The organism is Demequina sp. NBRC 110054 (genome assembly GCF_002090115.1).
Taxonomy (GTDB): domain Bacteria; phylum Actinomycetota; class Actinomycetes; order Actinomycetales; family Demequinaceae; genus Demequina.
The window spans coordinates 410,970-435,605 of sequence record NZ_BBRK01000004.1 but is presented as its reverse complement, the minus strand read 5'-3'; the positions used below and the strand labels follow the sequence as shown (position 1 = coordinate 435,605).

The following is a 24,636-nucleotide window of genomic DNA, read 5'->3' as shown; positions in this document are numbered from 1 at the left end:
CCATGCGCGCGTTGTCCCTGCGAGCGGTCTCGGCGACGGTCATCGCCGCGCTCGCCGTCGTCCTGGTCCCGACCGCGGCCTCGGCCGCGACGGTCGGCGGCTCCTCGCCGGAGACCGCCGTGCCGCTGCCGATCAGCGACTTCGAGTCGAGCTTCACCGCCTCGAACGTCGGAATCGACTCCACGGGCACCTACAGCGAGTCCGAGATGCCGTACCGGAACAACGTCGCCTGGTACTCGGTCACGCCGGACGAGACGACGACGGTCTTCATCCGCGTCACCGCGACGTCGCCCACGAACTTTGACAACACCCTCGAGGTCTGGACGTCCGCAGGGGCGTTCATCGATCAGAGTGACGATGACTACGGGCGTGACGCCGCGCTCGTCGTGACCCTCGCTGCGGGCACCGAGTATCTGATCGGCCTCGGCGCCTACTATGCGACCGACTCGCAGAGCGCCTCCTGGACGGCCCACGGCGAGGTCACGATGACGTTCGCCGACCAGCCGCCGAGCGCCCCCGGCACGCCCTCCGCTACCGCGGGCAACGGCTCCGCGACCGTGAGCTGGACGGCCCCCACCGACGAGGCCGGCGGCGTCACCGGCTACCGAGTGCTCTGCACCCCGGACGGCGGCTCCGAGACCACGTGCGCCACGCTCTCGGGCGAACCTCCGACCACCTCGACGACCGTGACCGGCTTGACCAACGGCACCGCGTATACCTTCCGCGTGGAGGCCACGAACATGATCGGCTATGGAGACCCCTCCGCGGCCTCCTCGTCCGTGACGCCGCAGGCCACCTCGACGACCACGTTGAGCGTCGACCCCGCGAGCCCCGTGAGCGGCGAGGAGTTCGCGGTCACCGCGACGGTCGCCTCGGGCGGTTCCTCCGCGACCGGGACCGTGGACATCACCGTCGACGGCGTCACCACGAGCGGCCTCTCCCTCGTCGATGGCGCGGCGACGGTGTCCGGTCTGACGTACGACGCGGGCGACATCGCCGTGTCGGCGTCCTACTCGGGCTCGGCCGCGGTGAAGTCGTCGACGGCTAGCAGGACGGTCACGATCGGCAAGCGCTCCCAGACGCTGACGATCGACGCGCTTCCCGACGGCCTCGTCTACGAGGGCGACCCCGTGACTGTCTCTGCCTCGTCGTCGGAGGACCTGCCCGTCACCCTTGCCGCGAGCGGCGCGTGCGCGCTGTCCGGCGACGAGCTTCAGCTGACCGGTGTGGGGACCTGCACCGTGAGTGCGACGCAGGCAGGCACCTCAGAGGTGGCCTCCGCGACTGCCTCTGTGGACGTCTCCGTGGGCAAGCGCTCCCAGGCGCTCACCCTCGGCGAGCTGCTCGCCACCGTGTACGGCGAGCGCGCGGCGATCGCGGCCACCTCCTCGGTCGGCCTTGACGTGACCCTCGCCGCGAGCGGCGCGTGCGAGATTCAGGGCGGAAGGCTTGTCGCGACCGACGTCGGTGACTGCACTGTCACTGCGAGCCAGGCGGGCGACGAGCTCACCGCCGCCGCTACGGTGGCCCGCACCGTCACGATCGCCAAGCGGTCGCAGGAGGTCACGCTGTCGGCGCTGCCCGATCTCACCTTCGGGATGGACCCGATCGCGGTCACCGCGTCGTCCGAGTACGACCTTCCCACCGTGCTGGCCGCCGAAGGCGTGTGCGAGGTCGAGGACGGCGAGCTCGTCCTCACGGGCGCCGGCGACTGCAGCGTCACCGCGACCGCCGAGGGCGACAGCGTGACGCTCCCCGGATCGGCCACGGCGACCGTCGAGGTCGCGGCGCCGGACCCCGACCTGGACCTCGTCCTCGAGGCCGAGCTGGGGGATGACGCCCAGGAGGCGACGGTCAGCGCCACGGGTGAGGGCCTGCTGCCCGGCTCGACCCTGATCCTTGAGGTCCACTCGACGCCGCAGCAGATCGGCACCGCGGTGGTCGCCGACAACGGCACCGCGACCGTCACGGGCGTCCTGCCCGAGCTTGAGGCGGGCGACCACGAGCTCGTCGCGATCGGCACCTGGCTCGACGGCACGGACGCGCGGATCGTCACGACCTTCACCGTCTCCGAGGAGGGCGTCCTCACCACGATCGAAGACCGGACGCTCCGCACCGAGCTCGCCGCCACGGGAGCCGAGCCGGTCGGCGCGCTCGCGATCGCCGCTGCCGCGGCGATCCTGGGTGCGGGACTGCTGCTGGCCCGCCGCCGCATCGTCCCTGTCGAGGGTTGAGCGGCGGGGGTCAGTCCTTCTCGACGAGCAGGCGCAGCCCGGCCTGGGCGAGGGTCAGCGCGATGATGAGCGCGGTGACCTGGAAGAAGCCCCCCAGGTAGACCGAGTCACCGAAGACGAGTGCGACCAACTCGATCATCACGAACTTGCTGCCGGGAAGCAGCAGGGCGAGCATGCCTGCGTTGACGGCTTGCGTCGCCCTGCTGTCGGCTGACCGGATCCGCGTGACGGCTGCCTTCTTGGCCCGCAGCACCACCTCGAGCACGAGCTTGAGCAGGACGGCGGTGAGCACCGACATGAGGAAGCTCTCGGTGATCACCTCGGGGAACAGCTCCACGAAGATGCCGAGCACCACCAGGTAGGCGAGGACGTCGACCAGGTCGACGGGCCGGATCCGCATGACCCGACGGTATCGCCGGGCCACGCGCGACGACTACCGGAAGTTGACGAACTGCAGCGCCGCGTCCACGTCGGCGCCCTTCATGAGCGCGATGGTCGCCTGCAGGTCGTCGCGCGACTTGGAGCTCACCCGCAGCTCATCGCCCTGGATGAGGGCCTTGACGCCCTTGGGTCCCTCGTCGCGCACGAGCTTGGTGAGCTTCTTCGCGACGTCCTGAGGGATGCCCTCCTTGATCTTCGCGGCGAGGCGGAACTCCTTGCCGGACGCGACCGGCTCGCCCCACTCGAGGGCCTTCATCTCGATCTGGCGCTTGGCGAGCTTGCCGATGAAGACATCGAGCACGGCCTTGACGCGCTCGGGGCTGTTGGCCTTCATGAGGATGTCCTCGCCCGAGAACTCGATCGACGCCCCGACGCCCTTGAAGTCGTAGCGCTGGTTGATCTCCTTGTAGGCCTGGTTGAGCGCGTTGTCCACCTCCTGGCGGTCCACCTTGCTCACCACATCGAAGCTGCTGTCGGCCATGAGTCCTCCTCGTCGTCGGGCTGGGGAACGGGGTATCGGGACGCTGGTTCGCGTGCACCCCTATTTCCTTGCTATCCTTCCATGCGCGCCGCTTGCGGCGCACGGCAGGTTGCCCGAGCGGCCAAAGGGAGCTGACTGTAAATCAGCCGTCATCGACTTCGGGGGTTCGAATCCCTCACCTGCCACGTCGTGAGGCTCAAGCCCTCTCCGGGAGACCGGAGGGGGCTTTTGTCATGACTGTCGACAAAAGGTGGCACTCGGGTGCGAGACATGTGTCTCACTCTGCGCAAACTCAGAGAAATCACCCACGAATCAGCGTGACACGACACCCCGTAGGGTGTACCGTTTTTTTAGCGCGCACCCCCCTCGCGCGCGAGATGGCTCCCGCACGACCCCCCTTTTTCGTTGCGGGAACCACGATGAAGGCGCATCGCCCCCCTTGATGCGCCGCACGGCCCCACCCGCTGGCCTAGCCGCGGTGGGGCCGTGGTTCGTCGTGGGGGTCTTTCGGCCGTTTCGGCCCGGCCATGGCGGCGTGAGGCGCCGGCCCGTCCTCGGCCCGCGGGCTCTACGACACCGACGCGCTCTCCATGTCCTCGAGCTCGATGCCCTTCGTCTCGGGCACCTTCGTGAGCACGAACCACAGCGACAGCGCCGCCATGAGCGCGTAGAACCCGTAGGCGAACTGCAGGCCCCAGCCGGCCATCACGGGGAAGGTGAGGGTGATCGTGAAGTTCGCGAGCCACTGGGCGGCGGCCGCCACGGCGAGCGCCGCCGCGCGGAGCCTGTTGGGGAACATCTCGCCGAGCAGCACCCACACCACGGGGCCCCAGCTCGCCGCGAAGAAGACCACGAAGCCGTTGGCCGCGATGAGCGCGATGATCGACCAGGGCTGCTCGAGCTGCGCGTCGCCCGCGGCGTCCACTGCGGCCTGGTTGAAGGCGATCGCCATGGTCAGCAGCGACACGGTCATGCCGACGGAGCCGACGATGAGCAGCGTGCGGCGGCCCACCTTGTCGACGAGCGCGATCGCGACGAGTGTCATGACGATGTTCGTCACGGACGTGATGGTGGAGGTCGTGAAGGCGTCCGACTCGTCGAAGCCGACCGACTTCCACAGCGTGGTCGAGTAGTAGAAGATCACGTTGATGCCGACGAACTGCTGGAACACGGACAGCAGGATGCCGATCCACACGATCGGCTGGAGGCCGAAGCGGGGCCCACGCAGGTCGCTCAGGGTCAGGTGCTCGTCCCCGCCCAGGGAGTCTCGGATGAGGGAGATGCGCCCGTGCGGGTCGGGCTCGCCGGTGTAGCCCGCGAGCACCGCAGCCGCCTCGTCGTCCCTGTGCCTCTCCACCAGGAATCGCGGGGACTCGGGAAGCGTCAGAGCGACGCCGCCGTAGATGAGCGCGGGGATGACCGCTGTGAGGAACATCCAGCGCCACGCCTCGAGTCCGAGCCACAGCTCCGCGTCGGCGCCTCCTGCCGCCCCTGCGAGCACCTCGTCCGACAGCAGCGACGCGAAGATGCCGAGCACGATGGCCATCTGCTGGAGCGAGCCGAGCCGCCCACGGAACGCGGCGGGTGCGACCTCCGCGATGTAGGCGGGCGCGATGACCGAGGCGGCGCCGATCGCGAGACCTCCGACGATGCGCCAGGCGATCAGGTCGCCGATCCCGAACGCGAGCCCCGAGCCGACCGCGGAGGCCAGGAACACGATCGCGGAGATCACCATGACCCTGATGCGGCCGAAGCGGTCGGCGAGGCTCCCCGCGAACCACGCGCCGACGGCGCAGCCGAGCAGCGCAGAGGCCACCGCGAAGCCGGTGAACGTGTCGGACAGCGCGAACTCGGACGAGATCGAGTCGACCGCGCCGTTGATCACGGAGGAGTCGAAGCCGAACAGGAATCCGCCGAGGGCTGCGCCGATGCTGATGGCGACGACCTTGGCATGCAGGCCGCGCGTCGGTGCTGCGGCGTGCGGGTTCTCCGGGGCCATGGTGCCTCCTGCGTGCGCGAGCGCCGACCCCTCCGAGACGGTGCCTCGGCGCACCGGCGACTACTGCCGACGTTAGTCGGGTTCGTCCCGATTCGCGCGGCGACGCAGGACCGCTTCTACGCCCCGTCCAGGTAGTTCGCGAGCCTGTCGAGGTAGAGCTGACGCGTCTCCTCGTCCACGAAGGAGGCCTCGATCGAGTCCCGCGCGAGGCCCGCCAGTACGTCCCGGCCCCAGCCGAACTCCTCCGCGAGCGCGAGGTACTCCGAGGTCAGCGGGCTGCCGAACAGCTCGGGGTCGTCGGTGCCGACGGTGAGTCGTACGCCCGCGTCGTGGAGCGCCCCGGCCGGGTGAGGGGTGCCTACGGGTGCTGCGCCGAGCACGCGGTTGGAGCGCGGGCACACGTCGAGTGCGATCGGCGGGTCCTGGGCGACGAGGAAGGCGACGGTGTCGGGGTCCTCGATGGCCCTGATCCCATGGTCGATCCTCTGGGCGTGCAGTCGTGTGATCGCGTCCAGGACGCCCTCGGGTCCGCTCGACTCGCCCGCGTGGACGGTCCGGGGGATCCCGTGCTCCTTCGCGAGCGCGAACGCCGGAGCGAAGCGATCGGCGGTGCGGCCCTCGGCGGCCTCGTTGCCGTCGATCGACAGGGCCCCGACGCGGGGATGCCTCGCGTCGATGATCCATCGCACGAGCGCGAGCGCCTCGTCCGTCGACTGGGTGCGTTTGATCGACAGGCTGAGCTGCGTCCACGGCGCGCCCTCGGCCTCGGCGCGCGCGAAGCCACGGTCGAAGGCGTCGACGAACTCGGTGAGCCGGCCGGCCCAGGCGGGCCAGTGCGTCGGGTTGACGATGGCCTCGGTGTGCACGACGCCCTCGGCGAGCGCCGTGCGCGATGCGTGCGCGGCGATGCGCTCGAGGTGCTCGGCGGCGTCCATGACCGCGCATGAGCGATCCAGATGCGCGAGGAAGGGCCCGAGCCCTCCACTGAGGTCCGGCACACCCCGCGCGAGGTCGTCGCGGCCGGTGTCGCGGGCGCGCTCAAGCACGAGCGCGGGAGGGATGCAGCCCTCGAGGTGCACGTGGAGCTGGGCCTTCGGGAGGCCACGCACCCACGCGGCGGTCGGCACTGTCATGGGCGCCTCTCGAGGTCGGCGGTGGTGGAGGCCTCAGTGTCTCCCGGGTCGGGCTCAGTGTCCCCCGAGCAGCGGCGCCATCGCGCGCGCGACGATGCTGGGGCGTCCCGTGAGACGCTCCTCCCCGTCGGCCGCGGTCAGCGCCTGCAGTCCCGCGTTCACGCCCAGCCACCGCAGCGGCTCGGGCTCCCACCGGCGCGAGCGGTGGCCCACCCACGGCAGGCCCGTGAGCTCGGTGTCCTGGCCGAGGATCAGGTCTCGGAGCGTGCGTCCGGCCAGGTTGGTCGTCGTGACGCCGTCGCCGACGTACCCTCCCGCCCAGGCGAGGCCCGTCGACTGGTCCAGCCCGACGGAGGCGTGCCAGTCGCGGGCGACCCCGAGCGCGCCGCCCCAGGCATGGGTGAATCGCACGCCCGTGAGCTGCGGGAGCATCGCGACGATCTCGCGGCGCAGCGCGGCGTGCACCTTGGGATGGCTGTCGTGCTCGGGCGCCACCTTGGATCCCAGGTGGTACGGCGCACCTCGGCCGCCGAAGACCAGGCGGTCGTCCGCCGTGCGCTGCCCGTAGACGACCAGGTGGCGCTGATCGCTGAACGTCTCGCGGTGCCTGAGGCCGATCTCCTCCCACAGCGAGGCGGGCAGGGGCTCGGTTGCCACGATGAGCGAGTGGATCGGAGCGACCACGCGCTTGAGGCCGGCGATGGTAGGCGTGTAGCCCTCGGTCGCGCGGACGACGACGTCGGCGGTCACAGTGCCGCCCGGGGTCTCGGCGAGGTGCGGAGCGATGCGGGTGACGGGCGTCTGCTCGTAGAGGGCCACGCCGCGCTCCTGGACGATGCGCGCGAGGCCGCGGACCAGGCGGCCGGGGTGGATCGCCGCGCAGTCGGGCGTGTAGGTCGCGCCGCGCACGTCGGTGGCGGCGAGGCGGGACCGTGCCTGGTCCGCGTCGAGCCATGCGAGCTCGTCGGGGCCCCGGCCCCAGCGTCGGGCGTCCTCGACCTCGGCGCGGGCGCGGATCTCCTGGGCCGCAGACCGGGCGAGCACGAGGGTGCCGCCCTTCGCGATTCCCGCGTCGATGCCCTCGGCAGTGGTGACGCGGATGATCTCGTCGACCGAGGCCCGCATGGCGGCATGGAAGTCGAGGGCGCCGGCGCGGTCAGCATCGCGCGCGAGGGTGTCGAGGGAGGAGGGGAGCAGGGCTGAGGACCAGCCGCCGTTGCGGCCGGAAGCGCCGAAGCCCGCGAGCTCCTTCTCGAGCACCGCGACGCGCAGGTCGGGACGCGCGGTCGCGAGGTAGTAGGCGGTCCACAGCCCGGTGAAGCCCGCGCCGACGATGGCCACGTCGACGTCGAGGTCGCCATCGAGCGGGGGAGTGGGCGTGGGGGTCTCGCCGAGGGTGTCCCACCACAGCGAGTCGGGGAGGCGCGTCATCTCGACGCTCGGTGCGCCGTGCGTTCCCGCATCGTCCCGCGGGACCGGCCGGTGATCACCGCACGCCCCACGAGTACGTCTGCTTGCGCAGCTCGAGGTACATGAAGATCTCCGTGCCGACGACCCCGGGCACGGTCCGGATCGACGAGCTGACGAGCTCGAGCAGGTGGTGGTCGGACTCGCACACGACCTCGACGAGGATGTCGAAGCTGCCTGCGGTGATCACCACGTAGTCCACCGCCTCGAGCGCCTCGAGCGCGGCCGCGACCGGCTCGAGCGGACCCGACACCTTGACGCCGACCATCGCCTGGCGCGCGAAGCCGAGCTCCATCGGGTTGGTGACGCCGATGATCTGCAGCACGCCGGTGTCCAGGAGCCGCTGGACGCGCGCACGAACAGCCGCCTCGGACAGCCCCACGACCTTGCCGATCGCGGCGTAGGAGGTGCGGCCGTCCTGCTGGAGCTGCTCGATGATCACCTTGTTGATCTGATCGAGCGCGGCGGGGGACTTCGGGGCCTCGGGTGACGTCATGTCTGGCAGTGTTGCCGCCCAATGTTGCGTCGGTCAACCCGAAAACGGCCCTCAGGCTACGTTTTCGTTACGCAGGTGTTAAATCTTCTGCGGGATCCGTTGCGATTGGGCCACTTTGCCGCGAAAAGGCTCGCCGAAAGCGGGATTCCATGCCAGTATCGCCACCAACATCCTGCCGGTGCAGGGTGCCCCACCGCAGAGGTGACATCGGCTGCGAGTCTCGGTGTCACCGCCCCTACAAGTGAGGACGGCGACATGTCTGAGGAAATGACCCCTGAGGAGACCACGAAGAAGGGTGTCTCGCGTCGCGGGCTCATCATCGGAGGCGGAGTCGCGGCGGCGGCCGTCGGAGGCTTTGCGCTCATGAACCGCGGTGGCGGCAGCAGCGACACCGCCGACTGCGTCACGACCGACCTGTCGGACTCCGAGGCCACGCTGAACATGTCGAACTGGCCCGAGTACATCGACGAGGACGACGGCGACTACGTCTCGACCCTCACGACGTTCGAGCAGGAGACGGGCATCGACGTCACCTACACGCCCGACGTCAACGACAACGTCGAGTTCTTCGCGAAGGTCCGCAACCAGCTCGGCGCCTGCCAGCCGACCGGCCGCGACATGTTCGTGCTCACCGACTGGATGGCCGCGCGCATGATCGACGCCGGCTGGATCCAGAAGCTCGACAAGGCGAACATCCCCAACGTCGACAAGAACCTCATCTCCTCGCTCCAGGGCGTGGGCTGGGACCCGAACCGCGAGTACTCCGCGCCGTGGCAGTCGGGCTTCACCGGCATCGCGTACAACAAGTCGCTCGTCGGCGAGGTCGCGAACATGAACGAGCTCCTCACGCGCTCGGACCTCAAGGGCAAGGTCACGCTGCTGACCGAGATGCGCGACACCATGGGCCTCATGCTGCTGGCCAATGGCGCCGACCCGGAGAACTTCACCTCGGACGAGTGGGGCACCGCGCTCGAGGCGCTGTCCAAGGCGCGCACCGACGGCCAGATCCGCGCGTTCACCGGCAACGAGTACGTCAACGACCTCGCCGCGGGCAACATCGCCGCGTGCGTCGCGTGGTCCGGTGACGTGGCCGCCGCCGAGGACGAGAACCTGGTCTTCCTCCCGCCGGAGGAGGGCATGATGATCTGGTCGGACAACATGATCGTGCCGGTCCAGGGCCAGCACAAGGCGAACGCCGAGAAGCTCATCGACTTCTACTTCGACCCGGTGCAGGCCGCGAAGCTCGCCGCCTACGTCTGGTACGTGTGCCCGGTCGAGGGTGCGCAGGCCGAGATGGAGAAGATCGACCCGTCGCTCGTCGACAACCCGCTGATCTTCCCGACCGACGACTACCTCAAGCAGACGCACGGCTTCATGGCCCTGTCCGAGTCCGACGCCTCCGCGTACGAGCAGGAGTTCGCAGATGTCATTGGCTGATGGTGTGCGCGGAGACCTCACGCTCACCGGTCTCCACAAGCGTTACCCCAACGGCTTCGTCGCAGTCCAGTCGCTCGACCTGGTGATCCCGCAGGGATCGTTCTTCGCCCTGCTCGGCCCGTCCGGCTGCGGCAAGACCACGACCCTGCGCATGGTCGCCGGGCTCGAGGACGTCACCAAGGGCTCGATCCACATCGGCGAGCAGGACATCACCGCCGCGAAGCCGTACAAGCGGCCCGTGAACACGGTGTTCCAGAACTACGCGCTCTTCCCGCATCTCACGATCGCGGAGAACGTGGCGTTCGGTCCCAAGCGCCGTGGCGTGAAGGACCCGAAGGACTCCGTCAAGGAGATCCTGGCGCTCACCGAGCTCACCGAGCAGGCGAACAAGAAGCCGGCTCAGCTCTCCGGCGGTCAGCAGCAGCGCGTGGCGCTTGCTCGCGCGCTGATCAACCGCCCCGACGTGCTGCTGCTCGACGAGCCGCTCGGCGCGCTCGACCTCAAGCTGCGTCGCGCGATGCAGGTGGAGCTCAAGCGCATCCAGGAGGAGGTCGGCCTCACGTTCGTGCACGTGACCCACGACCAGGAGGAGGCCATGACCATGGCCGACACCGTCGCGGTCATGAACGAGGGGCGGATCGAGCAGCTCGGCGCGCCGTACGAGCTGTACACGAACCCCCACACGACGTTCGTCGCCAACTTCCTCGGCCGCACCAACCTCATCAAGGGCAAGGTGCTCGGACGCGAGGGGTCGGGCGCCGACGAGGTCGTCAAGGTCGATCTGTACGGCACGGTCGCGTCGATCAAGGCCAGCCGCGTCCACACGGATGCCAAGGAGGGCTGGATCGGCATCCGTCCCGAGAAGGTGCTCATCCAGCCCGAGGGCCAGTCGCTCGACGCCCCTGGCGCGAGCCTGCCGGGCGCGGTGGTCACGGACGTCAGCTACATCGGCGTCTCGACCGACTACACGATCCGCATGCCCTGGGGCCAGGAGATCACCTGCTTCGAGCAGAACACGGGTCGCCGCGGCGGGCTCATCCCCGTCGGCACCAAGGTCGACGTGTCGTGGCGCCCCGAGTTCGCGTTCCTCCTCGACTCCGCTCAGGACGCCGAGGCGGGCATCACCGAGGAGGACTGACGTGGCGGCCCTCCAGAGGGTGTTCGGCAAGAACACCGCCTACTGGCTAATCGGACCGGCGGCGCTGTGGCTCGCGGCGTTCTTCGCGTTCCCGATGCTGTCGCTGCTCAGCACGTCGCTGTCGGACCCGGCGGGCTCGCCGATCACCGGCTACCAGATGACGTTCCGCATCCAGAACTACGTGGAGGCGCTCGGCGACTACTGGCCGTACATGGCCAGGTCGCTCTGGTACGCCGGCATCGCGACCGTGCTGTGCCTGATCCTCGGCTACGTGCTCGCCTACGCGATCGCGTTCAAGGCGGGGCGCTGGAAGAACGTGATGCTGGTCCTCGTGATCGCGCCGTTCTTCACGTCCTTCCTGGTGCGCACGCTGTCGTGGAAGCTGATCCTCGCGGACAACGGCTGGCTCGTCGAGTCCCTCCAGTGGCTGCACATCCTCGGTGAGGACGGGCGACTGCTGGCGACGCCGTTCGCGGTGGTCATGGGTCTCACGTACAACTTCCTGCCGTTCATGATCCTGCCGCTGTACACGAGCCTCGAGAAGATCGACCCGCGCCTCAACGAGGCCGCGGCGGACCTCTACTCGAGCCCGTGGCAGCGCTTCACGAAGGTGATCTGGCCGCTGTCGCTGCCGGGTGTGGTCGGAGGCACGCTGCTGACCTTCATCCCGGCCTCGGGCGACTACATCAACTCGGATCTGCTCGGAAACCCGAACACGCAGATGGTCGGTAACAAGATCCAGACGCTGTTCACGGACGCGAGCGACTATCCGCACGCGGCTGCGCTGTCGGTGATCCTGATGGTGCTGATCGTGGGCATGGTCCTGTTCTATGTCCGCCGCGCGGGAACGGAGGACCTCCTGTGATCACCCGACTCGGAAGCTGGATCGGCAAGCACCTGATGCTCACGCTGGGCATCCTCGTGCTGATCTACATGTACATCCCGAACATGATCGTCGCGCTGATGTCGTTCAACGACTCCTCGGAGTCGCGGAACCTCTACACGTTCCAGGCGTTCACGTGGGACAACTGGCTGAACCCGTGCGAGCCGCAGGGCATGTGCGAGGCGCTCCAGGTCAGCATCAGCATCGGCCTGCTGTCGACGCTCGTGTCGACCACGATCGGCACGCTCGCGGCGTTCGCGCTCGTGCGTCACCGCTTCGAGGGCCGCTCGACCATGAACCTCATGCTGTTCCTGCCGATGGCGACTCCCGAGATCGTCATGGGCTCGTCGCTCCTCGCGCTGTTCGTGGCGGCGGGCTTCGGCGGTCAGCTCGGCTTCTGGACGATCCTCATCGCCCACATCATGTTCAACATCTCGTTCGTCGTCGTGACCGTGAGGTCGCGCCTCGCGGGGCTCGACTCGAACCTCGAGAAGGCCGCGTCGGACCTGTACGCGAACGAGTGGCAGACGTTCTGGCGCATCACCTTCCCGCTGGTGTTCCCGGGCATCCTGTCGGCCGCTCTGCTCGCGTTCTCGCTGTCGTTCGACGACTTCATCATCACGAACCTCAACTCGGGCACCACGGTGACCTTCCCGATGTTCGTGTGGGGTGCCGCGCAGCGCGCCATCCCGATGCAGGTCAACGTGATCGGCACGCTCATGTTCATCATCGCGCTGTCGGTCGTGATCGGCGGCGAGGTCATGTCGCGTCGCCGGGCCAAGGGCAAGGCGGCTGCCTTCTAGGGGGACCGCCTCACTGAGACGGGCTCCACGAGGGGGACGATGCATGCGGCATCGTCCCCCTCGTCGCGTCCGCGCCCGCAGCCGCGTATGCACTCCGCACGGATCCGAGCGCGACACCCCGGCGACACGCCCCAATCAGGGGTCGACACGCTCGCGGGTTGGCCGCGGATCCGTGCGGAGTGCATGGCAGGACGAGGACGATGCGCGGGTTGGGGACCCGCCGCGGCCCGGACGGCGCGGGGCCGGGCATGAGAAAGGGGACGATGCCGCAGCATCGTCCCCTTCCCCGTCGTGTTAAGCGCGGGCCGAGCGGGCGTGGCCCGTATGGGGCTACAGCAGCGCCTGGGCCCGCGTGATGACGTCGCGCAGGATCGACTCCATCTCGTCGAACTCCTTCTGGCCGATGATGAGCGGCGGCGAGAGCTGGATGACGGGGTCGCCGCGGTCGTCGGCACGGCAGTACAGCCCGGCCTCGTAGAGCGCGGGGGAGAGGAAGCCGTAGAGGATCCGCTCACACTCCTCCGCGGAGAGCGACTCCTTGGTGGCGCTGTCCTTCACGAGCTCGATGCCGTAGAAGTAGCCGGCGCCGCGGACGTTGCCGACCATCGGCAGGTCGAGCAGCTTGGACAGCGTCGCGAGGAACGCGTCCTCGTTGCGGCGGACGTTGCCGAGCAGGTCCTCGCGCTCGAAAAGGTCGAGGTTCGCGAGCGCGACCGCGGAGCCGACCGGGTGGCCGCCCCACGTATAGCCGTGCGCGAACATCTCGCCCTTGGCGAGGAACGGCTCCATGAGGCGGTCCGAGGCGATCATCGCGCCCATGGGGGCGTAGCCCGAGGTGAGGCCCTTGGCGGACGTGATGATGTCGGGCAGGTAGTCGTAGCGCAGCGCCCCGAACATCTCGCCCAGGCGGCCGTACGCGCAGATGACCTCGTCCGAGACGAGCAGCACGTCGTAGCGGTCGCAGATCTCGCGCACGCGCTGCCAGTAGCCGGGAGGCGGCGGGAAGCAGCCGCCAGCGTTCTGCACGGGCTCGAGGAACACCGCGGCGACGGTGTCGGCGCCCTCGTTGAGGATGGCGATCTCGATCTGGTCGGCGGCCCACTTGGCGAAGGCCTCCGGGTCCGAGCCGTCGAGCAGCCCGCCGGTCATCTCCTCGGCGCGGTAGATGTTGGTGTTCGGCACGCGGAAGGTCGACGGCACGAGCGGCTCGAACTGCGCCTTGAGGCCGGGCAGGCCGGTGATCGACAGCGCGCCCTGGGTGGTGCCGTGATACGCGACCGCGCGGCTGATGACCTTGTGCTTCATCGGCTTGCCGACGAGCTTGAAGTAGTTCTTCGCGAGCTTCCACGCGGACTCGACGGCCTCGCCGCCGCCCGAGGTGAAGAACACGCGGTTGAGGTCGCCGGGGGCGTGGCTCGCGAGCCGCTCCGCGAGCTCGATCGCACGCGGGTGCGCGTACGACCAGATCGGGTGGAACGCGAGCTCCTGCGCCTGCTTCGCGGCGGCTTCGGCGAGCTCGGTGCGGCCGTGGCCGGCCTGGCTCACGAACAGGCCCGCGAGCCCGTCGAGGTAGCGCTTGCCCTTGTCGTCGTAGATGTAGGCGCCCTCGCCCCGCACGATGATGGGGACGTCGGCGCTCTCGTAGCGGGTGTGGTCGGTGAAGTGCATCCAGAGATGCCGCTTCGCGGACTCCTGCATCGCGGTGTGATCCATGTGTCCAATGGTCCGGGATGCTCCGACGATTGGCAACCGCCGCAACAGCGATTTAACAAACGATTCCGCATCAATCTGGCGCTCGTTGGAACGGTATGCATTGTTGGGAACGCTCATCGCTATGCAATCCGCACCCACCGCGGGTGGTCCGAGAAGGGAGCGGAGAGGCCCTCGAGGGAATTTCCGGGCCCCGGATCGGCTTGCACCGCACGTGTACGACACGGCGTGCGTGCACGACAGCGTGTGAGATTCAAGGAGCACCCCTGCATGACGACCACCGACGCGGCGACCTCGACGCGCGCCCTACCTGCGACCGCGCTGAGCCTCGCCGCCGCGTCGTACGTCCTCGCGGTCGTGATGATGGGCACGACCATGCCGACCCCGCTGTACCCGCTGTATGAGGACAGGTTCGGATTCGGCAGCGCGACCACGACCGTGCTGTACGCGATCTACGCGGCGGGGGTGATCGCCTCGCTCGTGCTCTTCGGCACGCTCTCCGACGTACTCGGCCGCCGCCCCCTGCTGCTCGCGGGCCTGGTGCTGTCGGTCGCCTCGGCCGCGGTGTTCTTCGCGTCCGACGCCCTGTGGCCGCTGTTCGTCGGGCGCGTGCTGTCCGGGCTCGCGGCGGGCATCCTCACCGCGACCGGCACCGTCGTTGTCCTCGAGAACGCGCCCGAGGGCAAGTCCCGGCTCGCGGCCTCGCTCGCGACCGCGTCGAACATCGGCGGCCTCGGCCTCGGCATGCTCATGGCAGGCGCCGTCGCGCAGGTCGCGTCCTCCCCGCTGCGCGCGCCCTTCGTCGTCCATGCGATGCTCCTCGTGATCGGCGTGGTCGCCCTGTGGCAGGTGCGCGAGCGTGGGCGCAGGCCGGACGCTCCCCGCGGGCTGCGGCTGCCCCGCCTTCACCCGGAGGTGCGTGGCCTGTTCGCGACGGCCTCCGTGGGCGCGGTCGCCGGCTTCGCGGTGTCGGGCATCTTCGCCGCTCTGCTGCCTAACTTCATGGGGTCCGTTCTCGACGTCAGCGCCCCCGCAGTCATGGGCTTCGTGACGTTCCTGTTCTTCGGTGCGTCCGCGGTCGCGCAGATCTCCCTCAAGCGCCGCTCCGACCGCTCGCTCGTGCGGATCGGAGCCGTGGCGCTGGCCGTGAGCATGGTGCTGTTCGTGGTCGCGCTCGCGGCGACCTCGCTGCCGCTGCTGCTCGCCTCGTCGGCGCTCGGCGGCGCGGGGCAGGGGCTGCTGTTCATGGCCGGCATGCGCGCGGTGACGGGGGCGACTCCGCCCGACTCGCGCACGCAGGTGACCACCGCCTACTTCCTCGTCTCCTACCTGTCCATCTCCGTGCCGGTGATCGCGGCGGGCGCGCTGTCGACCGCGGTCGGGCTGACCTGGACCGGCATCGTCTTCGCCGTCCTGCTCGGCGTGGTCGCGCTGGCCGCATTCGCGGGCGCGGGTCGCTTCGCCGACGCGGACGACTCCCGTACGGCCCGCTGAAAGGACCTCTCATGACCGACGACCTTCTCGCGACCTGCTGGACCTTCGCGGGCGCGATCGATCCCTTCGCGGACGACCCGAAGAGCCCGCACGAGCCGATCGAGCGCCTGCGCACCATCGCGGCCCACGGCTTCTCGGGCGCCGACTTCCTCTTCGGCGACCTGCGAGGCCGTGACCTCGACGCGATCGCCGCCGAGATGGACTCCCTGGGGATCACCCACCGGCAGGTCGAGCTCGTGTGGAACTGGTGGGAGGACGATGCGGCGGGCGCGCTGGACGAGGCGTTCGCCCTCGCCGCGGGCATCGGGGCGACGCAGATCAAGGCCGCGCCCGACCTCGACAACCCGTCGCGCCCCCTGTGGGATCTGCGCGACCCGTGGGTGCGTTTCGCCGAGCGCTCCGCTGGTATCGGTGCGCAGGCCGTGATCGAACCCCTGCCGTTCTCCCACCTGCGCACGGTCGAGGACGGCGCGCGCTTCGTCCAGGGGGCGGGCCACCCGAACGGCGGCATCGTCATCGACTACTGGCACGTGGTCCGCGGCGGCTCGACCCTCGAGACGCTGCGCGCCGCTCTGGACCCTGCGCATGTGATGGCGGTCGAGTTGTGCGACGGCCGCGGTCCCAAGAAGCCGGGTGTCGACATGCTCGTCGATGCCAACACCGCGCGCGAGCTCCCGGGCGAGGGCGAGTGGGACGTGCGCGGGCTCGTGACGATGCTGCGTGAGATCGGCTACGTGGGTCCGTGGGGCGTCGAGATGCCTGCGCCGTGGTTCCTGGAGCTTCCGCTCGAGGAGGCCGTGGCGCGCGCGGCGGCCGCGACCCGCTCCGTGCTCTGACGTCCCGCGCGAGTCAGGCGTCGGCCAGTGCGGGCGCGAGGTTCCCGCGCGGGACGATGCGAACCTCGTCCAGTCCGAGCCACGACGCCATGAGGTCCAGCTCGGTCCGCAGGGCTGACGCGATCTCGTCGTCCGTCCGGCGCCTGGCGCCCGGCGCCGGGCGCTCCTCGCGCCACGCGGCCTGCACCAGCAGCGCGCGGGCCTTGCGGTCCGCCTTGAGGTCCGCGCGCCCGACCATCTGGTCGCCGAGCAGGAAAGGCAGGCAGTAGTAGCCGTAGATGCGCTTGGGCTCGGGCGTGTAGATCTCGATCCGGTAGTCCATCCCGAACATGCGCAGCAGGCGGGGCCTGAACCATGCGGCGGGATCGAAGGGGCTCAGCAGGGCTGCGCCCGTCGCGCGGCCAGGGTCCGACGCGGGACGATGCCACGCGGGGGCGTCTGGCGCGGCGGTCGCGAGCAGCGCGGGCTCCTTCCAGTCTTCGACGGACACCCAGCGCGCGATCCCTCGTTCGACCGCAGACTCCGCCCACGCCTTGCCGCCCTCGCCACCGCCCTGTCTCGCCCCCGGCGCCAGCGGCAGCCTGAAGTGATCGCACAGGTCCTTGACGGTGCCGATGCCCGTCGCGGACAGCGCCCGGTCGAACAGCCGCTGATGCGCCTCGCGGGCCGGCAGCCCCCACCCGGCCTCCGCGTCGTCTGCGGGAGGGAGCCCCCAGGCCCGGGTGGTCGCGTCGTACGTGCGCGAGAAGTGTCGGCCGCGCGATGCCGCGAGCGCTCCGGTGATGAAGAGGTACTCAAGCGCGTCCTTGACGTGGGTCGAGTCCCACCATGGGCCTCGCGGCCCCTCGTGGGGCGCGAGGTGCTGGAGGTCGCCGGCGGTCGCCGGGCCCGAGGCCTCGGCTGCGGCGCGCACCTGGGCGAGCAGCCCCGGACGCTCGGACTCGAGCCGCTCGCGGGTGTGCGCCTTCCAGCTGGTCCTGCCGCGCATGCGGTGGTGCATCTCGGGCAGCAGGTCGCGTGCCATGACCGACGCCTCGTGTCCCCAGTGCTCGAACGCGTGCGCGGAGTGGCCCTCCGGATCGCCCCACAGGTGCGAGTCGAGCGCGTCGCGCGAGTACGGCCCGAATCGCGAGTACAGCGGCAGGTAGTGCGCCCGCGCGAGCACGTTGACGGTGTCGAGCTGCAGCACGCCCTGAGCGTCGAGGTATGCCTGGAAGTCCGCCGCGCGGGGCCGTCGCGAGGGACGCCTCCGCGCGAGCGACTGGGCGTTCAGGAACACCCGGCGCGCCTGCGCCGCTGACAGGGACTCGGTCATGAGCGACACTCTAGGAGAGGGGTCCGACACCGGACCGACCGGGCGCGCATGCGGCGGTCGAGCGGGCCCTGCGACTCGATTTCGCATTCGGGCCCTGTGGCGTGTAACCTATTCCGGCTGGCCCCGATAGCTCAGTCGGCAGAGCGTTTCCATGGTAAGGAAAAGGTCCAGGGTTCGATTCCCTGTCGGGGCTCTCAGTTCGACGCTTCTCACGAGCGTCGAACCGTGGCGGGGTAGCTCAGCTGGTTAGAGCGCACGACTCATAATCGTGAGGTCGCGGGTTCGAGCCCCGCCCTCGCTACTGAGGCCCGGAGATCTTCCGGGCCTTCGCGCTGTAGAGCGCGTCCTCGAAGGCTGGGAGAGACCCATGGCAAAGAACGACGTTCGCCCGAAGATCACGCTCGCGTGCGTGGACTGCAAGAACCGCAACTACATCACGCGCAAGAACCGTCGCAACAACCCCGACCGTGTGGAGCTCTCCAAGTTCTGCCCGAAGTGCGGCAAGCACACCGCGCACCGCGAGACGCGCTAACTGCTTCGCGGCCGCAAGGCTGCTGAACCGAAGCCCCCGTCCTGGGAACAGGGTGGGGGCTTCGTCGTGTCCACAGGCGCTCCTCGGTGTCAGGCGGTCGTGCCATGATCTCGGCATGGATCAGGGGGATTCGGTGAGGGACGATGCGTCGGCCCAGCGGGGCTGGAGGACGCGGCCGCGCCTGGGCGTGGGGGAGCAGGTGCTGCTGGTCGCGATGGTGGCGCTGCTCGTGCCCTTCCTGGCCCGCCTCACGGGAGTCGAGGCAGGTCCTCTCGCCTACGCTGTCGCGTTCACACCGTGGTTCACGCTCGGCTGGCTCGTGCTCGCGGTCGCCGCGGCCATTGCGCGTGCGCCCAGGGCGCTCGCGGTGTCCGTGATCGTCGCAGCCGTCTCGCTTGCGTGGGTGGCCCCGCTGTTCACCTCGGATCCCGCCGTGGACTACGACGCTCAGGGGGTCGGGCCGGGGAGCACCCTCACGGTCGCGACTGTCAACGCGACGTTCGGTGAGGTCGACGCCGACGAGGTGGTCGCGCTGGTGCGCGAGCGGGGCGTGGATCTGCTCGCTGTCGAGGAGCTCACGCCCGACTCGCTCGACGCGCTTCTCGCGGCGGGCCTCGCCGACGCGCTGCCGTCATGGAAGGCGACCCCGGCCGAGGGGTTCGGCGGAGCAGGGCTCTTCTCCGCGGCCGACATCGACCTGGAGCTGGTCCTCGACGGCTTCGTCTCCCACACGGTCTATGCCACGACCGAGGTCGGAGGCCAGCCGTTCACGGTGCTCGTGGCGCATCCAGCTGCCCCGGGGCTGTTCGATCACGAGGCCTGGTCGTCGGATCTCGCACAGCTGCGGAAGGTGGCCGCCGAGACCGACGGCCCCATGATGATCGTCGGCGACCTCAACGCGACCCTTGACCACGCGGGTCTCGGTGCTCTCGAGGAGGACGGCTTCGTCGATGCCGTGGACGATGCGGGTGCGGGGTTCATGCCGACGTTCCCCGAGGGTCGGCTTCCGTTCCCCGTCGTGGCCATCGACCACGTGATGGCAAGGGACCTGGAATGGGCGGCATCGTCCGTGGAGACCGTGTCTCTGACCGGCGCCGACCATCGCGCGCTCGTGGTGACGTACGCGCTCGACTGAGTGCGGCATCGTCCCGCTTCGCTAGGCTGGCGATGTGCCAGTGAACCCCGATGCCCAGGGCCGCAGCTACGGCCCGCACGAGCCCTACGAGGTCTCGCGCGCCAAGATCCGCGAGTTCGCCGAGGCGGTGGACGCCCGCTCGTTCGCGCACCGCGACGTCGATGCGGCCGCCGCCGAGGGCTATGCCGACCTCGTCGCCCCGACCACCTTCGCGGTCGTGATCGCGCAGCGCGCCGAGTTCCACGTGGTCCAGGACCCCGAGGTCGGCGTCGACTTCTCCAAGGTCGTCCACGCGGACGAGCGGTTCACGCATCACCGCCCGATCGTCGCCGGTGACGAGATCTCGACCACGATCCACATCGACAAGGTCGTCAGCCGCGGGGGGGTGTCCACCGTGACCACGCGGGCCGAGCTCGTCGACCTCGACGGTGCTCCCGTGTCGACCGTGATCTCGACCCTGGCCGTGAGGGAGGACGCATGAGCGCGCAGGACGCCCCCACGTTCGAGGGGCTCGAGAAGGGGCAGGTCGTCGCGACGCGCGAGGTGCCGTTCACGCGCGACACGCTCGTCCGCTACGCCGGCGCCTCGGGCGACTTCAACCCCATCCACTACAACGACGCGTTCGCCGAGTCCGTCGGGCTGCCGGGCGTGATCGCGCACGGCATGCTCACCATGGGCACCGCCGCCTCGGTCGTCGAGGAGTGGGCGGGACCTGGCAACGTCGTCGATCTCCAGTGCCGCTTCGCGCGCCCCATCCCGGTGCCGAACCCGGGGGAGGCCGTCGTCACCTTCTCGGCCGCGGTCGGCGCCCTGGACGATGAGGCGCGCACCGCTCGCATCGACGTCGCCGTCGAGTTCGAGGGCCAGAAGGTCCTCATGAAGGCGCAGGCGATCGTCCGCTGCGTGTGAGCGCTCCGCCGCCCCAAGCGGCCTTGCGCGGCTGCTAGGCGCGCGAGGGGGAGACGGGCAGGCCTTCGCGGCCAGGCGAATGCTCGGGTGACAGACGGGTGAGCCTGCTGCCGCGGCGGAAGCTCGAGTCGAGATCGAAGGCGAGCCCCGCCAGGGTGGCGCGGCGGTCCGCGCGATCCGCGGGCGAACGGTGCCCGTGGCGTCCGGGGGTCTCCCCGTGGTTCCTGATGCTCATGTCCGTGCCCCTCAGCACCGCAGCGCTCGCCGCGTCACCGCAAATGTACCGGCGTGCGCATGCGGGGACCCGGGTGTCGTGACGAAGTCCACAGTCGTCCGCACCGGCGAGCGCGGGTGCCGTCACCGTGGCGCGGGTCGGACGTCGCGGCTCGCGTCCTGACGTCCGGGGGTCTCCGGTCAGTCGCGCGGGGCGGCGACCGTGGTGCCTTCGCGGAGCTCGAGGGCGACGCGGATCTCGCCGGGCTCCTCGCCCGCGAGCAGGTTGCGCACCGCGCCCGCGATCGCATGGCCCTTGACGGCGCCATCCTGGGCCTGCGTGGTGAGCGTGAGCGGCGCGAGCCACGGCAGGTCCAGGCCATCGAAGCCCGTGACGGAGAGGTCGCGCGGTACCTCGAGCCCGGCTTCGCGCGCCGCGACGATCACGCCACCCGCGAGAAGGTCGGACTGGCAGGCCACCGCGGTCGGGCGCGACGGATGAGCGAGCAGGAGCCTTCCCGCCTGGATGCCGGCCTCGACCATCGACGCCTCGGCCTCGACGATCGCGCACGGTGCGATCCCGGCAGCCGCGAAGGCATCGAGACGATGCCTGGCCGGGGTCCACATCGGATCGGGCAGGTCCTCGGGGGAGACGAGGCGGGTCTGGGCGCGGTCGGTCATCGGCACCGTGACGGTCGCGATGCGCTCGTGCCCGAGGTCGACGAGGCGACGCACGAGCGCGAGCGTCGCGGTCGCGTCGTCGATCGTGACGTGGGCGCCGACCGCCCCCTCGGGCGCCTCCATCGCGACCATCGGGATGCCGCGGCGGCGCAGGATCTCGAGCGCGGGCTCGTCGTGGTCGCGGACACGCAGGACGATCGCGGCGTCCATCGCGGCCCCGGCGAGCAGCGGGCGGTCGTCGGCCGTCGCGGGGGAGGGGACCAGCAGCACTCCCATGCCCATCGCTCCCAGGTCCTCGGTGATCGCGTCGAGGATCCGCAGCTGGAGGGGGTCGCGGAACGAGCGGACGAGGCGTTCGTGGACGACGACGCCGACGATGCCGGTGCGGCCCGAGCGCAGGGCGCGCGCCTCGGGGGAGGGTCCCGCGTAGCCGAGCTCGGCCGCTGCGGTCATCACCTTCTCACGGGTGGCCTCGGTGAGCGGGCCGGCGCCGGAGTAGGCGAGCGAGACGGTCGAGACGGAGACGCCGGCGAGCGCGGCGACATCGGTCATCGTCGGTCTGCCTGCGCGCGCCATGCGCCCAGGTTAGCCGTATCATCGTGGTGTTCGAAACGTTTCGAGGCCAGGAAGCCATGACTCTCACCTCCCGCTACGCACCCACCACCGCGCCCGACGCCGCCCGCATCAGGGGCGCGCGACTCGGCGTGCTGCTGCTCTTCGGCTTCCTCGGCCTGCTCACCGCGACCTTCCTGAGCCGCGTGCCGTCGATCCGCGACCTGCTCGACGTCAGCCCCTCGGGGCTTGCCACGCTGCTCATCTCCGGCGCCGCCGGCGCGCTCACCGCGCTGCTGCTCACGGGCTGGGCGGCGGTCCGCTTCGGGACCCGGCCGCTGCTCCACGCCTCGAACGCGTCCTACGTCGTGGCCATCCTGGCGGTCGGTCTCGGGACCGAGATCGGGAGCAAGCCCGTCTTCGCCGCAGGCTACTTCTTGGTGAGCTTCTCCTTCGCCTTCACCAATGTCGCGATGAACGCCGAGGCGGCGAACGTCGAGCGGTATGTCGGCAGGGCGATCATGCCGCAGTTCCACGCGGGCTTCTCGATCGGCATGGCGGTCGGTCTCGGGATCGGCGCGCTCATCTCCCATGCGGGGGTGCCGCCCCTGGTCCACTTCGCGGTCGTCGGCGTTGCCTCGATGCTGCTCCGCCTGTGGGTCGTGCCGCTGTCCACGATCGACGGACGCCCCGACCTCGAGGCCGCGAGCGCCGCGGTCGGCGGGCCGTTCGCCACTGCGAAGGCCGAGTACCGGGATCCGCACGTGGTCCTCATCGGTCTCATCGTGCTCGCCGGCGCGATGACGGAGATGATCGCCGCGCAGTGGCTGCCGCTGTCGGTCGTCGACGACTTCGGCCAGACCGAGTCGATCGCCGACCTCATGTACTGGGTCTTCGTCGTCGCGATGGTGACGGTCCGCTGGTTCGGAGCGTCCGTCATCGATCGGCTCGGCCGCGTGGCGACGCTGCGCGTCTCGGCGACCCTCGTCGCGGCGGGCGTGGTGCTCTATGCCTTGGCGCCGAGCATGGCCCTGGTCCCCGTCGCCGCCGCGCTCTGGGGCATGGGCGCCGCCCTGGGCGCCCCGATCGGCTTCTCCGCGGCCGCGGACGACCCGTCGCGCGCCGCGGCGCGGATGGCCGCCGTCGCCTCGTTCTCGACCGTTGCGGGTCTCGTCGTCCCGCAGCTCGTCGGTCACGTGGCGGAGATCGTGGACCTGCGCTACGCGCTCCTCGTCGTCCTGGTGGCCGCCACCATCAACATGACGTTCGCGAACGCAGTGCGCTCCTCCGGGGAGCGCAACCGCTCGCGTCGCGAGGAGGCACGCATCGTCGACTCGGCCGTGGTCGCGGCGGACGAGGCCGCCGCGTCGTCCATCGTGCTGGCCGAGAAGGAGGTCCGCTCGCCCTCGGGCGCTGACGGTCAGGACCGCTCTCGCGAGCACGCCGTCGACGAGTCCGAGGGCTGCTGCGCCGGCGCCCCGGGGTCGGCGGGGCGGGTCCGCTGACTACGCTGGAGCCCATGACAGCCCCGCGCCTCGCCGACCTCACGACCTTCCACGTCGGCGGTCCCGTCCGGTCGCTGTTCGAGGCGCAGTCGGAGGCCGAGCTCATCGATGCGGTCCGCGCCGCGGACGCCGACGGCGCCCCGCTGCTCGTCGTCGGTGGCGGATCGAACCTCCTCGTCGGTGACGACGGCTTCGATGGAGTCGTCGTGCGCGACGCCCGCGCGGACGTGTCGCTCGCGAACCATGGTTCATGCGGGGGCGTCGAGATCACCGCGACCGCAGGCACGCGGTGGGACGATCTTGTCGCGCAGGCGGTCGCGTCGCAGTGGAGCGGCTTCGAGGCCCTGTCTGGGATCCCGGGCTCTACCGGCGCGACGCCGGTACAGAACGTCGGCGCGTACGGCGCAGAGGTCAGCGAGATCGTCTCGCTGATCCGCACGTGGGACCGCGAGACGTCCTCGGTGCTGTCGATCCCGCTGATCAAGGCGCAGTTCGGCTACCGCGACTCGATGCTCAAGCGGACCATGACGGACGGCCCTTGGGGTCCGACGCCGCGGTACGTGGTGCTCGACGTCACCTTCCATACGCGCATGGCGTCGCTGTCCGCACCCGTGCGGTATCAGCAGCTCGCGTCCGCGCTCGACGTCGAGCTTGGCACTCGCGTGCCGATCACCGAGGTGCGGGAGGCGGTGCTCGCGCTGCGCGCGTCGAAGGGCATGGTCGTCGACCCCGCCGACCACGACACGTGGTCCGCGGGCTCGTTCTTCACCAACCCCATCGTCCCTGAGTCCTCGATCCCCGAGGGTGCCCCGGCCTACCCCGCGGCGGGCGAGGGCATGGCGAAGACCTCGGCGGCGTGGCTGATCGAGCACGCGGGCTTCCCCAAGGGCTTCGCGGTGCGCGAGGGGGCCCCCGCCTCGCTCAGCACCAAGCACACCCTGGCCCTCACGAACCGCGGCGGGGCCGCGGCCTCGGACCTGCTCGAGCTCGCGCGTGTGATCCGCGACGGCGTGGCCGAGCGCTTCGGCATCACCCTCGTGCCCGAGCCGATGCTGGTGGGCGCGGAGCTGTAGCCGACCCCGGCGTCGTCTCCGCCTGCTCCCGACCCGGCCGCCGCATCGTCTGCCAACCCGGCAACCGCATCGCCTGCCAACCCGGCCGCCGCATCGTCCCGCCAACCCGGCCGCCGCCCGGCTGTGGACACCCAGGGTTGTTCTCAGGGCCTCAGCGGACGCAGCGCGC

General features: G+C 70.1%; 23 protein-coding genes and 3 tRNA genes. 16 read left to right on the top strand and 10 right to left on the bottom strand.

The window, feature by feature from the left end; translation table 11 throughout:
• Window positions 1-2 precede the first annotated feature (2 nt).
• Window positions 3-2,234 carry a fibronectin type III domain-containing protein gene (locus B7K23_RS02015; protein ID WP_084124659.1) on the top strand — a complete coding sequence of 744 codons (2,232 nt, stop codon included), beginning with the start codon at window positions 3-5 and terminating at the stop codon, window positions 2,232-2,234.
• 10 nt (window positions 2,235-2,244) lie between these two features.
• Here the strand turns inward: B7K23_RS02015 and B7K23_RS02010 are convergent, their stop codons facing one another.
• Both B7K23_RS02010 and B7K23_RS02005 read right to left on the bottom strand, forming a co-directional pair.
• Window positions 2,245-2,634, bottom strand: coding sequence for a hypothetical protein (locus B7K23_RS02010; protein ID WP_084124657.1), 390 nt, complete (start codon window positions 2,632-2,634; stop codon window positions 2,245-2,247).
• A gap of 33 nt (window positions 2,635-2,667) precedes the next feature.
• Window positions 2,668-3,156 (bottom strand): YajQ family cyclic di-GMP-binding protein, encoded by a 489-nt coding sequence (locus B7K23_RS02005; RefSeq protein WP_084124655.1) that lies wholly within the window; start codon window positions 3,154-3,156, stop codon window positions 2,668-2,670.
• 103 nt (window positions 3,157-3,259) lie between these two features.
• Here B7K23_RS02005 and B7K23_RS02000 point away from each other — a divergent pair.
• Window positions 3,260-3,341 (top strand) — tRNA-Tyr (locus tag B7K23_RS02000).
• 383 nt (window positions 3,342-3,724) lie between these two features.
• Here the strand turns inward: B7K23_RS02000 and B7K23_RS01995 are convergent.
• From B7K23_RS01995 to B7K23_RS01980, 4 genes are all read right to left on the bottom strand, one after another.
• Complete coding sequence (locus B7K23_RS01995; RefSeq protein WP_084126066.1) at window positions 3,725-5,155, bottom strand: sugar porter family MFS transporter; 1,431 nt, start codon at window positions 5,153-5,155, stop codon at window positions 3,725-3,727.
• A gap of 116 nt (window positions 5,156-5,271) precedes the next feature.
• Window positions 5,272-6,288: an adenosine deaminase family protein gene (locus B7K23_RS01990; RefSeq protein WP_084124653.1), complete on the bottom strand. Its 1,017-nt coding sequence runs from the start codon at window positions 6,286-6,288 to the stop codon at window positions 5,272-5,274.
• 54 nt (window positions 6,289-6,342) lie between these two features.
• Window positions 6,343-7,719: an FAD-binding oxidoreductase gene (locus B7K23_RS01985; protein ID WP_084124651.1), complete on the bottom strand. Its 1,377-nt coding sequence runs from the start codon at window positions 7,717-7,719 to the stop codon at window positions 6,343-6,345.
• A gap of 55 nt (window positions 7,720-7,774) precedes the next feature.
• On the bottom strand, window positions 7,775-8,251 hold the full coding sequence (locus tag B7K23_RS01980; protein WP_084124649.1) for an Lrp/AsnC family transcriptional regulator: 477 nt from the start codon (window positions 8,249-8,251) through the stop codon (window positions 7,775-7,777).
• A gap of 255 nt (window positions 8,252-8,506) precedes the next feature.
• Here B7K23_RS01980 and B7K23_RS01975 point away from each other — a divergent pair, with 255 nt between their 5' ends.
• From B7K23_RS01975 to B7K23_RS01960, 4 genes are read left to right on the top strand one after another with little or no spacing between them, the layout of a single operon-like run.
• Window positions 8,507-9,688, top strand: coding sequence for a spermidine/putrescine ABC transporter substrate-binding protein (locus B7K23_RS01975; protein WP_159451271.1), 1,182 nt, complete (start codon window positions 8,507-8,509; stop codon window positions 9,686-9,688).
• A complete protein-coding gene (locus B7K23_RS01970; protein WP_084124645.1) occupies window positions 9,675-10,826 on the top strand; it encodes an ABC transporter ATP-binding protein in 1,152 nt (383 codons plus the stop codon). Before B7K23_RS01975 ends, B7K23_RS01970 begins: the two co-directional genes overlap by 14 nt.
• 1 nt (window position 10,827) lies before the next feature.
• On the top strand, window positions 10,828-11,691 hold the full coding sequence (locus tag B7K23_RS01965) for an ABC transporter permease (protein WP_234996370.1): 864 nt from the start codon (window positions 10,828-10,830) through the stop codon (window positions 11,689-11,691).
• Window positions 11,688-12,512, top strand: a complete 825-nt coding sequence (locus B7K23_RS01960; protein ID WP_307175040.1) for an ABC transporter permease — start codon at window positions 11,688-11,690, stop codon at window positions 12,510-12,512. Before B7K23_RS01965 ends, B7K23_RS01960 begins: the two co-directional genes overlap by 4 nt.
• Before the next feature lie 330 nt (window positions 12,513-12,842).
• On the opposite strand, the gene B7K23_RS01955 is transcribed toward B7K23_RS01960, so the two are convergent.
• A complete protein-coding gene (locus B7K23_RS01955; RefSeq protein WP_084124641.1) occupies window positions 12,843-14,225 on the bottom strand; it encodes an aspartate aminotransferase family protein in 1,383 nt (460 codons plus the stop codon).
• Window positions 14,226-14,492: 267 nt separating this feature from the next.
• On the opposite strand from B7K23_RS01955, the gene B7K23_RS01950 reads away from it, so the two are divergent.
• The gene (locus B7K23_RS01950) at window positions 14,493-15,716 is read left to right on the top strand and encodes an MFS transporter (protein ID WP_084124639.1); all 1,224 of its coding nucleotides are present in this window, start codon (window positions 14,493-14,495) and stop codon (window positions 15,714-15,716) included.
• 11 nt (window positions 15,717-15,727) lie between these two features.
• The gene (locus B7K23_RS01945; protein WP_084124637.1) at window positions 15,728-16,552 is read left to right on the top strand and encodes a sugar phosphate isomerase/epimerase; all 825 of its coding nucleotides are present in this window, start codon (window positions 15,728-15,730) and stop codon (window positions 16,550-16,552) included.
• 13 nt (window positions 16,553-16,565) lie between these two features.
• Here the strand turns inward: B7K23_RS01945 and B7K23_RS01940 are convergent, their stop codons facing one another.
• Window positions 16,566-17,867, bottom strand: a complete 1,302-nt coding sequence (locus B7K23_RS01940) for a winged helix-turn-helix domain-containing protein (protein WP_143338041.1) — start codon at window positions 17,865-17,867, stop codon at window positions 16,566-16,568.
• A gap of 120 nt (window positions 17,868-17,987) precedes the next feature.
• Here B7K23_RS01940 and B7K23_RS01935 point away from each other — a divergent pair.
• The 6 genes from B7K23_RS01935 (at window position 17,988) to B7K23_RS01910 (ending at window position 20,443) form a co-directional block, all read left to right on the top strand.
• A tRNA-Thr gene (locus tag B7K23_RS01935) sits at window positions 17,988-18,060 on the top strand.
• Window positions 18,061-18,094: 34 nt separating this feature from the next.
• Window positions 18,095-18,168: transfer RNA gene (locus B7K23_RS01930), tRNA-Met, on the top strand.
• 66 nt (window positions 18,169-18,234) lie between these two features.
• Complete coding sequence (gene rpmG, locus B7K23_RS01925) at window positions 18,235-18,399, top strand: 50S ribosomal protein L33 (RefSeq protein ID WP_062200684.1); 165 nt, start codon at window positions 18,235-18,237, stop codon at window positions 18,397-18,399.
• A gap of 115 nt (window positions 18,400-18,514) precedes the next feature.
• Window positions 18,515-19,534, top strand: coding sequence for an endonuclease/exonuclease/phosphatase family protein (locus B7K23_RS01920; protein ID WP_084124633.1), 1,020 nt, complete (start codon window positions 18,515-18,517; stop codon window positions 19,532-19,534).
• A 34-nt stretch (window positions 19,535-19,568) separates the two neighbouring features.
• The gene (locus B7K23_RS01915; protein ID WP_084124631.1) at window positions 19,569-20,015 is read left to right on the top strand and encodes a MaoC family dehydratase N-terminal domain-containing protein; all 447 of its coding nucleotides are present in this window, start codon (window positions 19,569-19,571) and stop codon (window positions 20,013-20,015) included.
• A complete protein-coding gene (locus B7K23_RS01910) occupies window positions 20,012-20,443 on the top strand; it encodes a MaoC/PaaZ C-terminal domain-containing protein (protein WP_084124629.1) in 432 nt (143 codons plus the stop codon). The genes B7K23_RS01915 and B7K23_RS01910 overlap by 4 nt, the downstream gene beginning before the upstream one ends.
• Window positions 20,444-20,477: 34 nt before the next feature.
• On the opposite strand, the gene B7K23_RS01905 is transcribed toward B7K23_RS01910, so the two are convergent.
• Window positions 20,478-20,678, bottom strand: a complete 201-nt coding sequence (locus tag B7K23_RS01905; protein WP_143338040.1) for a hypothetical protein — start codon at window positions 20,676-20,678, stop codon at window positions 20,478-20,480.
• A 179-nt stretch (window positions 20,679-20,857) separates the two neighbouring features.
• On the bottom strand, window positions 20,858-21,889 hold the full coding sequence (locus B7K23_RS01900; RefSeq protein ID WP_234996369.1) for a LacI family DNA-binding transcriptional regulator: 1,032 nt from the start codon (window positions 21,887-21,889) through the stop codon (window positions 20,858-20,860).
• A gap of 80 nt (window positions 21,890-21,969) precedes the next feature.
• On the opposite strand from B7K23_RS01900, the gene B7K23_RS01895 reads away from it, so the two are divergent.
• Window positions 21,970-23,394, top strand: coding sequence for an MFS transporter (locus tag B7K23_RS01895; protein WP_084124623.1), 1,425 nt, complete (start codon window positions 21,970-21,972; stop codon window positions 23,392-23,394).
• A gap of 14 nt (window positions 23,395-23,408) precedes the next feature.
• Window positions 23,409-24,467, top strand: a complete 1,059-nt coding sequence (locus tag B7K23_RS01890) for a UDP-N-acetylmuramate dehydrogenase (protein ID WP_084124621.1) — start codon at window positions 23,409-23,411, stop codon at window positions 24,465-24,467.
• Window positions 24,468-24,636: the final 169 nt, after the last annotated feature.

Bases quoted from the DNA above. Each gene is read 5' to 3' on its own strand.
- B7K23_RS02010 (WP_084124657.1), bottom strand. From the start codon at position 2,634: ATGCGGATCCGGCCCGTCGACCTGGTCGACGTCCTCGCCTACCTGGTG.
- B7K23_RS01980 (WP_084124649.1), bottom strand. From the start codon at position 8,251: ATGACGTCACCCGAGGCCCCGAAGTCCCCCGCCGCGCTCGATCAGATC.
- B7K23_RS01945 (WP_084124637.1), top strand. From the start codon at position 15,728: ATGACCGACGACCTTCTCGCGACCTGCTGGACCTTCGCGGGCGCGATC.
- B7K23_RS01950 (WP_084124639.1), top strand. From the start codon at position 14,493: ATGACGACCACCGACGCGGCGACCTCGACGCGCGCCCTACCTGCGACC.
- B7K23_RS02015 (WP_084124659.1), top strand. From the start codon at position 3: ATGCGCGCGTTGTCCCTGCGAGCGGTCTCGGCGACGGTCATCGCCGCG.
- B7K23_RS01895 (WP_084124623.1), top strand. From the start codon at position 21,970: ATGACTCTCACCTCCCGCTACGCACCCACCACCGCGCCCGACGCCGCC.
- B7K23_RS01975 (WP_159451271.1), top strand. From the start codon at position 8,507: ATGTCTGAGGAAATGACCCCTGAGGAGACCACGAAGAAGGGTGTCTCG.
- B7K23_RS01910 (WP_084124629.1), top strand. From the start codon at position 20,012: ATGAGCGCGCAGGACGCCCCCACGTTCGAGGGGCTCGAGAAGGGGCAG.
- B7K23_RS02005 (WP_084124655.1), bottom strand. From the start codon at position 3,156: ATGGCCGACAGCAGCTTCGATGTGGTGAGCAAGGTGGACCGCCAGGAG.
- B7K23_RS01990 (WP_084124653.1), bottom strand. From the start codon at position 6,288: ATGACAGTGCCGACCGCCGCGTGGGTGCGTGGCCTCCCGAAGGCCCAG.
- B7K23_RS01940 (WP_143338041.1), bottom strand. From the start codon at position 17,867: ATGACCGAGTCCCTGTCAGCGGCGCAGGCGCGCCGGGTGTTCCTGAAC.
- B7K23_RS01905 (WP_143338040.1), bottom strand. From the start codon at position 20,678: ATGAGCATCAGGAACCACGGGGAGACCCCCGGACGCCACGGGCACCGT.
- B7K23_RS01900 (WP_234996369.1), bottom strand. From the start codon at position 21,889: ATGACCGATGTCGCCGCGCTCGCCGGCGTCTCCGTCTCGACCGTCTCG.
- B7K23_RS01970 (WP_084124645.1), top strand. From the start codon at position 9,675: ATGTCATTGGCTGATGGTGTGCGCGGAGACCTCACGCTCACCGGTCTC.
- B7K23_RS01920 (WP_084124633.1), top strand. From the start codon at position 18,515: ATGGATCAGGGGGATTCGGTGAGGGACGATGCGTCGGCCCAGCGGGGC.
- B7K23_RS01995 (WP_084126066.1), bottom strand. From the start codon at position 5,155: ATGGCCCCGGAGAACCCGCACGCCGCAGCACCGACGCGCGGCCTGCAT.
- B7K23_RS01955 (WP_084124641.1), bottom strand. From the start codon at position 14,225: ATGGATCACACCGCGATGCAGGAGTCCGCGAAGCGGCATCTCTGGATG.
- B7K23_RS01985 (WP_084124651.1), bottom strand. From the start codon at position 7,719: ATGACGCGCCTCCCCGACTCGCTGTGGTGGGACACCCTCGGCGAGACC.
- B7K23_RS01890 (WP_084124621.1), top strand. From the start codon at position 23,409: ATGACAGCCCCGCGCCTCGCCGACCTCACGACCTTCCACGTCGGCGGT.
- rpmG (WP_062200684.1), top strand. From the start codon at position 18,235: ATGGCAAAGAACGACGTTCGCCCGAAGATCACGCTCGCGTGCGTGGAC.